We start from the raw sequence: 14,170 nt of genomic DNA, 5'->3' as shown, positions 1-14,170 counted from the left end.
CCATTTCTCACGACGGCACGCCGAGGATCGGACGTTGACGCGGAGGCAAAACCTGATAAGCCTCCGAAGACAGATAAACGGATATTCCGGAGCCGAATTCGCCCATTTTCAGCGAAACATGCGCGAGCAGCCCCACCCCATCCCGCAGCGGCCGCTGGGTGATCGCGCCAAGCGCGTTGTCCAGAATATTCCCGTCGAAATCGAGCTGGGCGAGCATGGCCTGCACGCGGGCGCGGGCGACCGCGTCGTCCGGCACGTAACTGCGAATGGGCAGGTAGAGGCTGTAGTTGCCGGGCTTCGCCCCGGATCCCTCGACGAACGAATAGCTGGAGACCAGCGGCCTGCCGTCGAACGGGCCCTTGCGCCCGCCGAGCACCGCGAGGAATTCCCGGATCACCGCCGGATCGGTCCCCGCCACCAGTTCCGCCGCACGTTCCACGTCCTCGGACTCGGCCGCGTCGTGGGCGATGTAGACCTTGACCCGGGAAAGCGGATCGTCGTCGAGATCGAGGGCGAAGAAGGCGAAGTTGTCCCGTTCGCCGCGGCGCAGCCCGTGCTCGATCACCGCCTCGAAGGCGCGATCGATGCCCAGCCGCCGAAACCCCTCGCTGACCAGCGAGTCCGCCATGGCCGGACCGCTGATCTGCGGGTTGAGGTAGACCTTGATCCGCGGGGTGCGGCCCGGCCGGAAGATCAGCGAGTACCACAGCGTGAACGGGCCCTGCCGTTCCTCGTGCGGCAGGAACAGGTCGGCCACCGCGTCCAGCCGGTCGGTGACCAGGCCGTATTCGGCGGCCACCTGGTCCAGGAAGTCCCGCGGCCCGGTGCTGCCGATCGCCTCGCCCAGCAGCCGCACCACGCATTCGCCGCGCTGATCCATCGCCAGCGAGAATTCGATGGGCGAAGTGTCGTCCGCCACGTTGGAAGCGACCGGCGGGGGTTCGGAAATGCTCATTTCCCCGGCCGGCCCGAGCAATCTCCGCAGGAGATCCAGATGCCGCCGTTCCGCGGGATCGAAACCCACCGCCCGGCACAGGCGATCGAGCTGCCCACCAGTGTGGGTATATATCGACATATCAGCCACCGAAACACTCGCTCCGACCATGGCCCAGTACTCACCGTTCATTAGTGCATTCAGCCCAGCCGGCAGTGCGCCGTCCGGCAGGCAGCCCCTCGCGACCCGCGAATCAGATTAATCCGAAACATTACTCCGGTGATACCTCCAGCAGAGCGACGAGAGCCGCCGAAAACCGTGCCAGAGTGTACCTGCCGAGGTGGTAATTCACCTGAATTCCGCATCGACACCGACCGATCCGGGCGCTACCCGGCCCACCCGTGTGGCCTAGACCACTGGACCGGCCGTCGGGTCGCCGGTGCCTCCGCCGCGGCGGCCCGCCGAAGAAACCGATTGCTCCCTCCGGGCGAAGAGCGGCCGGAAACTGTCGGTGCCGGATGCGACGCTGTCCGTCATGAGCCGAACACCACAGCACCTGTCTCCGGCAGCAGCCGGCGACCGCACCCCGATCCCACGTCTCGCCGGCGAGCGCGAGACCCTGCTGAGCAGCCTCGAATGGCACCGGCAGACCTTCGAGCTGAAGTGCGCGGGCCTCGGGCAGGAAGCGCTGTCCACGCGCGCCGTGCCGGTCTCCGCCCTGTCGCTGCACGGGCTGGCGCGGCACCTCGCCGGCGTCGAGCGCTGGTGGTTCCGCATCCAGCTCGCCGGCGAGGACATCCCCTTGCTCTACTACACCGACGAGGATCCGAACCAGGACTTCGACGCTCTGGAAGGGGACGTCGAAGAGGCGCTGTCGGCCTGGCGGGCCGAATGCACGCGCTCCCGGGAGATCGCCGCCGCGCGGTCACTGGAGGATCAGGGCACCTCGAAGATCACCGGGGAACCGTTCGCGCTGCGCTGGCTGCTGCTGAACATGACCACCGAGTACGCCCGGCATCTCGGCCACGCCGACCTGCTCCGCGAGGCGACCGACGGCTCGGTCGGCTATTGACCATTGTGGACAGTCATGCACCGGGCGTTCGTCCGGAATGCCCGGCCCGCGCCTACTGCGCCACCGCCGTCAGCGCGCCACGCGCACCGGTCTTGGGCAGCGGCCAAGGCTGCACGCCGCCGGTCACGTCGAGCTGCCGTCCCGGTGCGCTGGGGCCGGGTATCCGCTGGCCGATCCAGCCCAGCAGGTCCGGCAGCTGCGACTTGAAGGTGTTCATGTTGTGCCCGGCGTCCGGGATCCGCCAGCTCCAGAACTGCACCGGCGGCTTCGCGTGCAGCTTCAGCTGGTCGATCGCGAAGCTCTCGTAGCGTTCCTTGTCCCCGGACACGGCGAGGATCTGCACCGGCGAAGGGTGCAGCTCGACATTGCGGCGCACGTTGTTCGCCTCTTTGATGTCCTGCCTGCCACGGAACAGGTTCACCGTGCCGCTGTCCTCCTGCGCCTGGTCATAGCCGCCGATGCTGACCGCGTTCGCGTACCACTGCGGGTGCCGGGTCACCAGGTTCATCGCGCAGTAGCCGCCAGAGGACCAGCCCGCCAGCGTCCACGCCGCGCGCTGCGGGCTGACGCCGAGCTTCTGGATCGCCCAGTCGCGCAGATCCGCGGAAAGGAAGGTGTCGTTCGCCGAACCGTCGACCTCGTCCACGCATTCGGTATCGTGGCCGATCTTCGGCTGGCCGGTCGGGTCCGGGATGAGCACCACGGTCGGCGGCAGCACGTGCTTCTTGATCGCCTCGTCGAGCTGTTCGGGCAGGTTGTACCCGCTCGGCGCGGTGGCCACCTCGGGTCCGGACGGGTAGTTCGGGAACCATTCGATCGTCGGGAACCGCATCGACTTGTAGGCCGGTTCGAAGTACTGCCCGGGCAGATAGACCGTCGTGTCCCGGGACAACCCGGTGCGCCGCCCGGTGACCCGCACGTGCACCACCGTGCCCTGGCCGGTCTTCGCGCGCTTCGCCCCGAGGTCCCTGGCCCGATCGAAATTCGCCCCGTTCTCCCCGCCCTCGACGTCCACGCCCTGCGCGACGAACTCCCCGGTGCCCAGCAGCGAGCCCACGGTCGGGAAGAACCCGCCGATCAGGTTCCCGGTCAGCGCCAGGCTGACCACGAGCAGCAGGACCGCGGCGAGCACCGTGGCGCTGCGCTTGGCCTGGCGGAATTTACGCCACCGCTCCCAGAACCACGGGACGGCGATCACCGCGACCAGCGCCAGGATCCCGGCCACGATCGCTTCGACCGGCGAGTCCAGCGGGATCTCGCTCAGGCTCATGGAGAGTCCCCTTCCAGGACGCGTGTCCAGGACAGTGGGGACCCGCTGTCCTTAATACGTTCAGAGGACCACTCTCGTTGTGATCAAGTGATACGCACCACACGCAAACGGCTCAATCCGGCTACTCTCCGAATTTCCACCCCGCCTGCACCGCCCTCGTGCATTGCGACCAACTAGATTGTACACAATGAGATATTGAGCACTTGAGTTGCTTCACCAGGGTGAGTTCCGGGAGGATGGACGGCTATCAGCCGATCGCCGAGGAGGTACGCATGACCAGCCAGGACCCAGGCGAAACCGGCTCGTTGCTGCTCGACAACCAGCTCTGCTTCGGGCTGTACACCGCGTCGCGCGCGATCACCTCGCTGTACCGGACGCTGCTCGAACCGCTCGACCTGACCTATCCGCAGTACCTGGTGATGCTGGCACTGTGGGAGCAGGACGGACGGCAGGTCAAGGACCTCGGCGCCGCGCTGAATCTCGACTCCGGCACGCTTTCGCCGCTGCTCAAGCGGCTGGAGAAGTCCGGGCTGGTCACCCGGGAGCGGCAGCCGGACGACGAGCGCTCGGTCCGGATCCGGCTCACCCCCAGCGGCATCACCCTGCGGGAGAAGGCCGAGGAGATCCCGCCACGCATCGGCGCCGCCCTGGGCCTCGACACCGCGACGCTGGCCGAAATGCGCGCCACGATGGACCGCCTGACCTCGTCGGTGAATCTTTACCGCGAAGCACTTCACCCGGCATGATTTCCCGCCGCCCCCGTAGATAGCATGGGGCGCGGAAGGAGCTATCGATGACTGCACCGGACAAAGCCCTGCGGGACGTCGGGGTGAGCATCGACAAGCCCTCGGCTGCGCGGGTCTACGACTACTTCATCGGGGGCCACACGAACTACGCGGTGGATCGGCTGTTCGCCGAGAAGGTCCGCCAGCGGCTCCCGCTGATCGGCGACTACTGCCAGGCCAGCCGTCAGTACCTCGGCCGCGCGGTGCGCGAGTGCGTGCGCGCGGGCATCCGGCAGTTCGTCGACCTCGGCTCGGGGCTGCCCACCGCGGGCAACGTGCACGAGATCGCCGACGACGCGCGCCCGGAACACGACGTGCGGGTGCTCTACCTCGACAACGAGCCGGTCGCGCTGGCGCATTCGCAGATCCTGCTCGCCAGGACCGCGGATCCGGAACGGCACCAGGCCCTCGCCGCGGACATGCTGCAGCCGGGTGAGCTCTGGGAGCGGGTACTCGACTCCGACGTGATCGACACCGCCCAGCCGATCGGGCTGATCCTCAGCGCGGTCCTGCACTTCATCGAGGACGACCAGGATCCGGACGGGATGCTGGCGTTCTACCGGGCCCAGCTCGCGCCCGGTTCCCTGCTGGTGCTCTCGCAGATGACCGACGAGAATCCGGCCGACGAGGAAGAGAAGCAGGCACTCGTCGACCTCATCACGTACTACGCGACGACCACCAACCCCGGGGTGCTGCGCACCATGGCCGAGTTCGAGCGCTTCTTCGGTGGCTGGCCGCTGCTGCCGCCGGGGCTGGGGTACGTCCCTGCGTTCCACCCGGACGCCGAGACGATGTTCGCCGATGCCCCGTCGGAGTCGCGCGTGATCGGCGGAATCGCACGGAAACCGTAGCGCTGTCCCCGGGAACTGCTTGTCACGAAGCCTTGCGCAGCAGTTCCAGCGCCTCGTACATCGCGTCGCGGCCGAGTTCGACCGCCTGGCGCAGCACTTCCGGATCACGCTCCAGCACCGCCACGTCCGGCGCCCCGGCAGGTGGGCGGATGCCGGTGAGCCGCGGGTCCTGCTCGATCATCCACTCGTCTTCGAGGTGGCGCCGGTACTGCGCGCGCCAGGCTTCGACCGTGCCCGGCGCGTGCCGGCGCAGGAACCGCGGCACCACCACGTCCCGCATCCGCGGCGTCGGCAACGGCGGCTCGTCCACCCGCCGGGTGCGCAACACGAGCACGTCCGTCGCGCCTTGGGCGAGCGCGGTGCGAAACGGCAGCGGCTCGGCGATCCCGGCGTCCACGAACCGCCGCCCGCCCATCGCGATCGGCGGGCCGGCGAGCACCGGCATGCACGAGGAGGCGGCCAGCGCGGTCTTGATCCCGGCCACGTCGGTGATGAACGGGTGCAGATCGGTGGATTCGCCGGTGTCCGCGTCCGTGGCCAGCGGGTGGAAGCTGACCGGATTGGCCAGTATCGCCGGAAAATCCATCGGTTCCAGCACCGAATAGACCTGGTGCACCAGGTATTCCAGATCGATCACCGCGCGTCCGCGCAGGGTGTGCAGCGGGTTGATGATCCGCCGCATCACCACCGGATTCCACCAGGTCCGCACCCCGGTCTGCGACCGACCGCACAACAGCCATGCCGCGTTCAGCGCGCCGGCCGATGACCCGTAGACCGCATCGAACGCCAGGGTGACCCCGAGTTCGTCCAGCGCGAGCACCATTCCGCTGGAGTAGGTCCCGCGGCTGCTGCCGCCCTCGACGGCCAGCGCCAGCCGCCGCCCGTCGGTCCGCCGCCCCGGCACGCTGCGCGCGGCCAGCCGCTCGCTGATCAGCTCCAGAACCGGGTGCACAGATCGATTCTGGCCGTTTCGCGCGATTCGTCGACCCGTTTTGCCCCCTGCCGGCCGATCGCCTCAGGCGGCTTCGAGCACGAAGAACAGGAAGCTCAGGAAGGCCCCGGAGGGAAACTGTGCCATTTCCTCGGGGAAGAGTTCGTGCGCCTCCGGCGCGGGCGGCGGCTCACTGATCACGGCCGTACGGAAGCCGGCCGCGGTGAACGCGTCGGTCATCGCATGCAGCGGACGGTGCCAGAAGGTGAGCACGACCTGGTGACCGCGGAAGGTGTACTCCTCGGAATACTTACTGGTCGTGAAGTAATTGCCTGGGGGATGCCGCAGTGTGAAGATCACGGGGTGATGGACGGCCGCGATGAGCCGGCCGCCGGGCTTGAACCCCGCCGCAGCTCGGCCAGTGGTGCAGCCCAGTCCTCCAGGTAGTGCAACACCAATGCCGCAACGACATCGTCGAACCCGCCGTCCGGATACGGCAGCGGACGAGCGAGGTCCGCCACCTCAAGCGGCGTCTCGGACCCGAGCCGCCGCCGGGCCAGCTCCACCATCTTCGGGCGAGCGGAGACGGCTCCGGTTGCCAGTCGTCCGGTGCGATGCCCGGAACGCGATCGAGCAGCAACGCGAAAATCTCCGGGTCCGGGATACCGTCGGCAATGATCGCCGGGTATGCCTCGTGCCCTCCGCACGGACGAAAGCCTTGACCCGATGATGCGGAACTCGGCCACGGCGAGTTCCCCCCGCCATCGTCGTCTGCGCCGGTCAGGAGCCGGTGCGCGAGCTGGCCGGGGCGCTCGGCGACGTACCGGCGCACCTCGTCGGCGGCGCCGCCGAGGCCCGCGAGCTGGACGCGAAACGCGCTATCGACCAGGGCACCCGCCTGGCGGCCGAGCTGTAGTGGGTTGCGCGCACTGGCAGGATGGCTGCGTGCGAGACGTATGCGTGATCGGGCTCGGGCTCATCGGCGGATCGGTGCTGCGCGCGGCCGCGGCCAGTGGCAGGACCGCTTGGGGCGCGACAGTGTCCGAAGTGGACGCGGACGCGGCCAGCCGCGGTGGGTTCGAGGTGACCACCGACACCGAGGCCGCGCTGGACCGGGCCGCCGAGGCGGACGCGATCGTGGTCCTGGCGGTACCGCTGCCCGCGGTGGAGAGCGTGCTGCGGCAGGTCTCGCGGCACGCGGCGCACTGCCTGCTCACCGACGTGGTCAGCGTGAAGGGGCCGATGCTCGACGCAGTACGGCAAAAAGCGCCGTACACGCGTTATGTGGGCGGGCATCCGATGGCGGGCAGCGAGGAGTCGGGCTGGCTGGCCGGCCGAGTCGATCTGTTCCAGGGTGCGCCGTGGGTGGTCGGCGTCGAAGACGACACAGACCTGGCGGACTGGGCCGAGGTCGCCCGGCTGGTGCTGGACCTCGGCGCGTTCGCAGTACCCCTGCCCGCGCATTCGCACGACGAGACGGTGGCCCGGATTTCCCATCTGCCGCACCTGTTCGCCGCGATCCTGGCCTCCGTCGGCGCGCAGGGCGGTCCGCTTGCGATGTCGCTGGCCGCCGGCTCGTTCCGCGACGGCACCCGCGTGGCCGGTTCGTCGCCGGAACTCGTGCGGGCGATGACCGAAGGCAACCGCGAGGCGCTGCTCCCGATCGTCGACGACGCGCTCGGCAGGCTCGGCGCCGCCCGCGGTTCGCTGGCCTCCACCGGCGGCCTGGCGGTGACCATCAATGCCGGGCACGAAGGCGCGCTCGCCCTCGCCGCGGAACGCGACGCGCTGCGCTCCGGGGCCCGCATCGATCTCACCGCCACGGACGCCCGCGACGGCCTCATAGCCCTCGGCGAACGCGGCGGCCGGATCACCGGCTTCGAAGCGGGTGTGGCGGTCGGCGAGGTCTCTTGACCCGCGCGGAGGACTTTACTTGCCCGGACCGCTCGGTGTGTGACGATGAAAGCCTCACTGTCGGCCGGCAACGGGAGGCCCGGGATGGGCATCAACTTCGACGAACTCAAGGAAAAGGCGACCGGCGCGCTGCGTGACAACAGCGAGAAGATCGAACACTGCCTCGACAAGGCGGCCCAGTTCGCCAAGTCGAAGGTCAGCGGCCACGACTCGCAGATCGACGGCGCGGTCGAGAAGGCCAAGGGCTTCCTCGGCAAGATGGGCGGCAAGCACGAGAGCGGCGAGCACAAGGACGGCGAGCCGGACAGCGGCGAGCAGCCCGGCGAAGACCCCACCCAACCCGGCCCCACCCGGCCTGGCCCGCCCCCACAGTGACCAGCCTCGGGCTGTGAAGGGACCCTTCACAGCCGCTGAGTCCGTGAAGGGTCCCTTCACGGCCGGTTTGTCCTGCCGCCGTATGCCGCTCAGGTTCGGCGGTGGTAGGGCAGGAACCGCCGCATCAGCCGTAGCGGCGATTGCTCCACCAGGTCCGGCCCGCGCACCGCGTCGAAGGTCGAGCCGAGCTGGTCGACCACCCCGGCCAAGCGCGGGTTGTCCGGCATCGGCATCGAGTCCGGGTCACGCTGTTCGCGCACGGCGGCGGACAGTTCCGCGAGGGCGTCGGTGACCAGCCCGATGTCCGCCGGGGAGGGAGCCGGGGTGCTCCGGCCGATCGTTACGCCCACTTCGGTTACCGCGTCCGTCACGCGCTCCAGCCCGGCAATGACCGGCCACCAAGCGACGGCCTGCCTGCCGGCCGGTGAAGGCTCCACGATCACCTGCTGAAACGCCGTACGCAGGTCAGCGAGCGCACGGTAGGCCGCCCGCCGCGCGCGCGAACGCGCCAGCCGCGCCTCGCTCGTCGAGGTGCGCACCATCGCCGTACGCACGTACGTGGCGACGGTGTCGAAGCTGTCCGCGAGCCGCCCACCGACCTGTGGGCGGCGCGAGCCCGGCCAAAGCAGGTAGCCGACCACCAGCACGATCACGCAGCCGGTCACCGTGTCCACGAGCCGGGCCAGCACCTCCGGCCAGCTGCCCGTCCGCGCGAGGTCCATCTGCAGAATGATCAGCGGCGTCACGAAGGTGCCGAGCATGCCGTAGTTCCGCACCTTGCCCACCGCGACGCCCCCGGCGAACGCCGCAATCAACACCACCAGCAGCCAGCCGTGCGCCCCGATCGCCAGCACCACGGCGCCGAGCCCGACGCCGGCGACGGTACCGAGCCCGCGAAGCACCGCGCGGCCGAACACCGAGCCAAAGTCCGGCTTCAGCACCACGCCGACGGTCAACGTGATCCAATACGAGCGTTCGAACGGCACCATCAGCGCCACAACTTCGGCCACGGCCACGCACAGCGTGAGCCGCAGAGCGGCCACCCAGGTCAACGGCCCGGAGATGAGCGAGCCAGCCCACTCGCGTACGCGCTGCAGCGGCGAAACCGGCGTACGCCGCTGTCGGTCGTCACCTTTCTCGATCCGCTTCAACCCGGCGTACAGCGCCGCCACCAACGCGTCGACGTCCTTCTCCGGCGGCTCGGGCGGTGTCGGCAACGGCTGCGCAGCAAGCACCGCCGCGGCCACGCCGGTGAGATAGTCGATCGCCTCGTCCGGCGGCCGCTGTCCGGCGTTGACCATCGCGACGCTCGCTTCGACGGCCGGAGTCGCCGCGGAGAGCCGGTTGAGCAGCCGCCGGTACGTCGCGTCGCGGCCGGAAAGCCACGAGCGCGCGATGAGCAGCCGGTCGTAGGCGGTGCTCATCGCGGTGGTGAGCTGGTGCCGAGCCACCCTCGACGTCGGTTCGTCGGTGGCCGAGAGCATCGCCGCGAGTTCGATGTACACCTGTGCCACCGCAGTGCGTTCCTGGCTCGTCGCCCGGACCGTCCACGTCGAGAGCGCGACGAGCAGTGCCCACGCCGCGCCCACGCAGAAGTACCCGAACAGCACCCCGATCGGCAGCCCGGTGGTGTGCTGGGCGGTGCCGAGCACACAGAACACGAACATCTGCAGCGCCGCTATCGAAGCATTGCTCCCGGCCGCGCTGATCAACGCCGAGATCGCCGCGACGACCACGATCGCAGGGATCGACCACGCCGGCATCCCGCCGGTGAGCAGGCCGACGAGATACCCCGCGGCGGCTGCGACCGTCGAACCACCCAGCCGACGGGCGCGATAGCGGTAGGTTCCCGCCGCCTCGGACAGCACCACCGGCAGCGCCCCGGTGGACATCAACGCGCCGACCGCGATGTCGCCGAGCGCGTACGCGACGGCCAGCGGAGCAGCGAGCGAAAGCGCCGCACGCACGACCATGTTCCACGGAACGGGCACCGGTTTCGTACGCAGCAGCTGCACCAGCCAGTGGGGCGCGGCGAAGTCGGGGCGGCTCACGCCCCCATCTTGACCTACCGGCGGCCCGCTGGATTAATGACCAATTCGCTGACCACGTTTCTTCGGGAGGACACCGATGCCCGATCGCAGGTACTCGTTCGAGGTCAACCGCGTGAGCACGGCGCCGCCCGAGGTGCTGTTCCGGCTGGAAACCGATGGTTCGCTCTGGTCGAGCTGGGCCGGGCCGATGATCCCGCGCTCGCGCTGGGCGGAGTACGGCGACAACGGCGGGGTGGGCGCGGTCCGCGATCTCGGCCTCCTGCCGGGCATGGTGCGCGAGCGGACGCTGGAGTACGAACCGGACCGGCGGCACGTCTACACCCTCGACAGCCCCAGCCCGATGCGCGACTACCGCGCGGAGGTGTTCTTCACGCCGAACTCGCGCGGCGGCACCGATCTGCGCTGGACCGGAGCGTTCACCGAACGCGTACCGGGCAGTGGACGGATCGTCCGGCCTCTGCTGCACGGGATCATTCGGACACTTTCCGCACGGCTGGTCAAAGCCGCCGAACATCCGGCCTGAGCTGCGGCGTCTTAAATCACATCAGCCAACCGGGTGACACCTTGCGCGTCACCCGAACGTGGCTCGACTATGCGACAGGACCAAGCGGCGGCTGGCAGTGGCGACCGCGATCGCCGGGGTGATCGCGCTGACGGCGTGCTCGGCCTCGGAACCGGGGTCCCCGGAGCCGGACAATCCGGCACCGTCCTCGGCGAACCAGGCCGGGCCGCCCACGCCCTACCCGTTCGGCACAGTGCAGGCCAAGGCGCCCGAGATCAAGGACGGCAAGGTCCCGATGATCCGCAAGATCACCACGGACAAGCCGTACGTGTTCATCACCATGGACGACGGGGCGGTGAAGGACCCGTCCGCGCTGGAGGAGATCAAGAAGTCCGGTGGGCATCCGGTGCTGTTCCTCAACCAGGTCTACGTCAAGGGGCACGAGAAGTACTTCAAGGACATCCTGGCCCAGACCGGCGCCGTGCTCGGCGACCACACGGTCAACCACCCGAACCTCAAGGGCAAACCGCTGGAGTTCCAGAAGAAGGAGATCTGCGACGACGCGGACGACTTCCAGCGTGAGCTCGGCGTGCGCCCGACGCTGTTCCGGCCGCCGTTCGGGGTCTACGACCAGACCACCCTCCAGGCCGCCGCCGAGTGCGGCATGCGGGCCGCGATCCACTGGACCGCCTCGGTGAACGACGGCGTGGTCCAGTTCCAGGTGGGCAACAAGCTCCGTCCCGGCGACATCGTGCTGATGCACTTCCGCAAGACGTTCAAAGAGGACTACGAAGCCTTCCTGGCCAGGGCGAAGCAGGACGGCCTGACCCCGGTCCCGCTGACGGATTTCCTCGGCTGAGCAGCACCCCGCGACGCGGGGCTCAGCCCGCGCCGAGGCAGACGAAGGGGCGCCGCAGTGGGTCCACCGCGACCGCGTCCGCCAGCGCCTGCGCGGGTGAAGTACCGGCGGCCAGCCTGCGATGCAGCTCGGCCATGGTGTCCGCGGCCGCCCGGTCACCGACCCTCGCCACCGCGCCGATCACCGTGCGCGAGCCGCTGGCCAGCAGGGTTCCGGCGAAACCGAGAGCCTCTTCGCCCGGCCTGATGTGGCTCATCGCCAATTCACACGCAGCCAGCACGACCCGTTCCGGCGGCTGGGCGAGCCGAGTGGTCTCGTGCGCGAACAGCGGTCCGTCGACCAGCTCGACTCGGGAGAACAAGGCGTTCGCCGGCTCGTGTGCGCCGTGTGCGACCAGATGCGCCAGCTGTGTCCCTTCGAGCGCGGACAGCACCGACGCGCTCGTCGCGTCCTCGCCTTCGATCAGCCGCGCGTCCGGATAGACCGAACGCAGCTTGCTCACCTCGCCGACCGCGCCCGGCACGCCCGGCCCACCGGTCAGCAGCACCGTGCCCTGCGTGCCCGGACGCCGCGCGGTGATCCACGCCGTGGCCGAAGGTGCGAACGACACCGGATGCCCGCGCAGCGAAGGCAACGCGCCCCACGGCATGGCGTACAACTGTCCAATCGGGACGATCACGATCTCCCGGTCGTCGAGTGTTTTCACCAGGGGCGCGGAGATCAGCCGGTCGAGCTTGTCCGCCCGGCGGCGCGCGGACGCGGCGACCGTCTCGGCCAGCATCGACGGCAGGTGGTCCGGCGCGAGCGCATCGAGGTCGGCGTGCAGCTGGCGGGCGAGTTCCACGATGTCGTCCAGCGGCCCGAGCTTCAGCAGCCGGAAGGTGCCCCGATCGACGACGAGCGAGTACAGCATCCCGTTGTAGGGCACCAGGCTGACCAGCACCCGGTCGCCGAGCGCGGCGACCACCTCGTCCGGGGTGGCCACCGGCCGCGGGCGGCCCCATTGGCTGGTGTACCAGCCGAGCCGGGTCGCCTCCCGCTGCAGCGAGTCGTAGTGCTGTTCCAGCGCCCGTACCGATTCCCCCTCCAGCCGGGCTCGCTGGATGGTGCGCTGCACGTGCCGCATCTCGGCGATGTGCTTGGCCAGCACGGGATCCTCGATCACCGGCAGCGGTTCGTAGCGGTAGACCTGCGCGCGGGTGCGTTCCAGCCAGGCGAACATCCGGCGGGCGCCGGCCGCGTTGCGCCGCGCGCGCCGCAGCACCAGCCGCATCGCCAGCCTGCCCAGCTCCGCGCCGTGCACCGCGGTGCCGCACAACAGATCCAGTCCACCCATCCGGTCACGGATCATGCCCAGCTCCCGCAACCCGGCGTGGGCCTGCGCGAGTGCGGAACGCGGCCGTCCCTCGGCCACCGCCAGCTCGGCCCGGCAGAGCCGGAACAGCATCCGGTGGTCGATCGGCGTCGTCGCCCGCGGCCGCGGCGCGCTGGCGAGCACCCGCGTGGCCTCCTCGGTTTCCCCGCGCCGCAACAACAATCGCACGGCGAGCAGCCGGGCCACCGCGACCTCGTCACGCAGCCCGAGCCCGGCCAGCCGTCCGGCCTGCGCGACCAGCGCCGCGGGCAGCCGCGCGGTACCACGATTGTCCGAAGTGGACAGAATCCGGTGCACGTCGGCCCGCAGCCGGGCCAGCCCCGCGATCTCCGCCCAGGTGCGGTTGCCGCGGCGCAGAAACCGGCGCCGAGCCTCCGAAGCGCAGCCGCGCGCGAGGTCGAAATCACCTTCCAGCAACGCCGCCGCGGCCCGCGCCACCTGCGCTTCCGCGATGTGCTGTCCGGAACCATTGGCGCGCAGCTGCGGCAGCGCCTCGTCCAGGTGCCGGGCGGCCTCGTCGGCGAGCCCGGCGGCGAGCAGCGTGCGGGCCTGGTCGTAGCGGATCAGCGGCAGCGAGCCCGGGGATTCGACGACGAGAATCCGGGCCGCCTGCTCGTAATTCGCCAGCGCCCGTGGGATGTCACCAGTGAGCTGGGCATGCTTGCCGAGGTTCTGCCGGATCTTGCCCTCCAACCGGGCGTGCCCGTACCGCTGGGCCAGTTCGAGGGCGCGCAGCAGGTCGGCCTGCGCGGCATCCGGGTGATTCAGCTCCATGTGCACGAGGGCCCGGTTGTTCAGGGTACGGACCAGAATGAGGCCGCGGTCGTCGAACTCGATCTCGATGCCCGGCATCGCCTTGTCGAACGCCGCCAGCGACTCGGTGTTGCGGCCGCCGCGCATCAGCACCACCGCGCGCTGCAGGCTGAGCGTCAGCTCCAGCTCCCGGTTCCCCGGCAGCCGGGCGAGAACCTGTTCCGCGGTTTCCAGGTAGCCGAGACCGGCCTCGGTGGAGCTGATCTCGGCGACCGCCGCACCGAGGCTGGTCAGGACCCGGGCCTGCAGCACGGCGTGCGCGGACCCGGGTTCGGCCACCCGCTGGAGCCGGGTGAGCGCCTGCCGGAACAACCGCGCCGCCGCGCCGGGCCGCTGGTCGAACGCGGCGGCCCGGCCCTGCGTGTAGAAGTCGGTCGCCGCCTCGGTCAGATCAAGTACGGGCGGCACGGACACGCCCTCCATGGGACCACACCCCTG

13 protein-coding genes and 1 pseudogene are annotated in these 14,170 nt (G+C 69.7%); 8 read left to right on the top strand and 6 right to left on the bottom strand.

Annotated elements, in window-relative coordinates; translation table 11 throughout:
* Nucleotides 1–7 precede the first annotated feature (7 nt).
* The gene (locus D5S19_RS01820; protein ID WP_233573664.1) at nt 8–1,075 is read right to left on the bottom strand and encodes a tryptophan dimethylallyltransferase family protein; all 1,068 of its coding nucleotides are present in this window, start codon (nt 1,073–1,075) and stop codon (nt 8–10) included.
* Between the two features lie 394 nt (nt 1,076–1,469).
* Between D5S19_RS01820 and D5S19_RS01815 the strand changes: the two genes are divergently transcribed.
* Nucleotides 1,470–2,006, top strand: a complete 537-nt coding sequence (locus D5S19_RS01815) for a DinB family protein (RefSeq protein WP_120021656.1) — start codon at nt 1,470–1,472, stop codon at nt 2,004–2,006.
* A gap of 52 nt (nt 2,007–2,058) precedes the next feature.
* On the opposite strand, the gene D5S19_RS01810 is transcribed toward D5S19_RS01815, so the two are convergent.
* On the bottom strand, nt 2,059–3,276 hold the full coding sequence (locus tag D5S19_RS01810) for an alpha/beta hydrolase (protein ID WP_120021572.1): 1,218 nt from the start codon (nt 3,274–3,276) through the stop codon (nt 2,059–2,061).
* A gap of 272 nt (nt 3,277–3,548) precedes the next feature.
* On the opposite strand from D5S19_RS01810, the gene D5S19_RS01805 reads away from it, so the two are divergent.
* Both D5S19_RS01805 and D5S19_RS01800 read left to right on the top strand, forming a co-directional pair.
* The gene (locus tag D5S19_RS01805) at nt 3,549–4,022 is read left to right on the top strand and encodes a MarR family winged helix-turn-helix transcriptional regulator (RefSeq protein WP_120021655.1); all 474 of its coding nucleotides are present in this window, start codon (nt 3,549–3,551) and stop codon (nt 4,020–4,022) included.
* Between the two features lie 47 nt (nt 4,023–4,069).
* Nucleotides 4,070–4,912, top strand: coding sequence for an SAM-dependent methyltransferase (locus D5S19_RS01800; protein WP_120021571.1), 843 nt, complete (start codon nt 4,070–4,072; stop codon nt 4,910–4,912).
* 22 nt (nt 4,913–4,934) lie between these two features.
* Here the strand turns inward: D5S19_RS01800 and D5S19_RS01795 are convergent, their stop codons facing one another.
* Nucleotides 4,935–5,864 carry a patatin-like phospholipase family protein gene (locus tag D5S19_RS01795; RefSeq protein WP_120021570.1) on the bottom strand — a complete coding sequence of 310 codons (930 nt, stop codon included), beginning with the start codon at nt 5,862–5,864 and terminating at the stop codon, nt 4,935–4,937.
* A 63-nt stretch (nt 5,865–5,927) separates the two neighbouring features.
* Nucleotides 5,928–6,502 (bottom strand): annotated as a pseudogene (locus D5S19_RS01790) (class I SAM-dependent methyltransferase); the annotation flags it as partial.
* A 131-nt stretch (nt 6,503–6,633) separates the two neighbouring features.
* Here D5S19_RS01790 and D5S19_RS33475 point away from each other — a divergent pair.
* Genes D5S19_RS33475 through D5S19_RS01780 form a run of 3 tightly spaced genes read left to right on the top strand, consistent with a single transcriptional unit; the run spans nt 6,634 to nt 8,132 of the window.
* Nucleotides 6,634–6,759, top strand: a complete 126-nt coding sequence (locus D5S19_RS33475; RefSeq protein WP_267901051.1) for a hypothetical protein — start codon at nt 6,634–6,636, stop codon at nt 6,757–6,759.
* A 29-nt stretch (nt 6,760–6,788) separates the two neighbouring features.
* Nucleotides 6,789–7,757: a prephenate dehydrogenase gene (locus tag D5S19_RS01785; RefSeq protein WP_120021569.1), complete on the top strand. Its 969-nt coding sequence runs from the start codon at nt 6,789–6,791 to the stop codon at nt 7,755–7,757.
* A gap of 45 nt (nt 7,758–7,802) precedes the next feature.
* Nucleotides 7,803–8,132 (top strand): antitoxin, encoded by a 330-nt coding sequence (locus tag D5S19_RS01780; protein ID WP_456061894.1) that lies wholly within the window; start codon nt 7,803–7,805, stop codon nt 8,130–8,132.
* A gap of 89 nt (nt 8,133–8,221) precedes the next feature.
* On the opposite strand, the gene D5S19_RS01775 is transcribed toward D5S19_RS01780, so the two are convergent.
* Nucleotides 8,222–10,183, bottom strand: coding sequence for an FUSC family protein (locus tag D5S19_RS01775; protein ID WP_120021567.1), 1,962 nt, complete (start codon nt 10,181–10,183; stop codon nt 8,222–8,224).
* 76 nt (nt 10,184–10,259) lie between these two features.
* On the opposite strand from D5S19_RS01775, the gene D5S19_RS01770 reads away from it, so the two are divergent.
* Nucleotides 10,260–10,706 (top strand): SRPBCC family protein, encoded by a 447-nt coding sequence (locus D5S19_RS01770; RefSeq protein WP_120021566.1) that lies wholly within the window; start codon nt 10,260–10,262, stop codon nt 10,704–10,706.
* A gap of 97 nt (nt 10,707–10,803) precedes the next feature.
* Complete coding sequence (locus D5S19_RS01765; RefSeq protein WP_233573663.1) at nt 10,804–11,544, top strand: polysaccharide deacetylase family protein; 741 nt, start codon at nt 10,804–10,806, stop codon at nt 11,542–11,544.
* Between the two features lie 22 nt (nt 11,545–11,566).
* Here the strand turns inward: D5S19_RS01765 and D5S19_RS01760 are convergent, their stop codons facing one another.
* On the bottom strand, nt 11,567–14,155 hold the full coding sequence (locus D5S19_RS01760) for a CHAT domain-containing protein (protein ID WP_120021565.1): 2,589 nt from the start codon (nt 14,153–14,155) through the stop codon (nt 11,567–11,569).
* Nucleotides 14,156–14,170 lie beyond the last annotated feature (15 nt).

Origin of the sequence: Amycolatopsis panacis (genome assembly GCF_003600245.1) — a bacterium.
In the GTDB taxonomy this organism is placed as follows: Bacteria; Actinomycetota; Actinomycetes; order Mycobacteriales; family Pseudonocardiaceae; genus Amycolatopsis; species Amycolatopsis sulphurea.
Note: the sequence above shows the minus strand (reverse complement) of the source record. Positions and strands in the feature narration are given on the sequence as shown.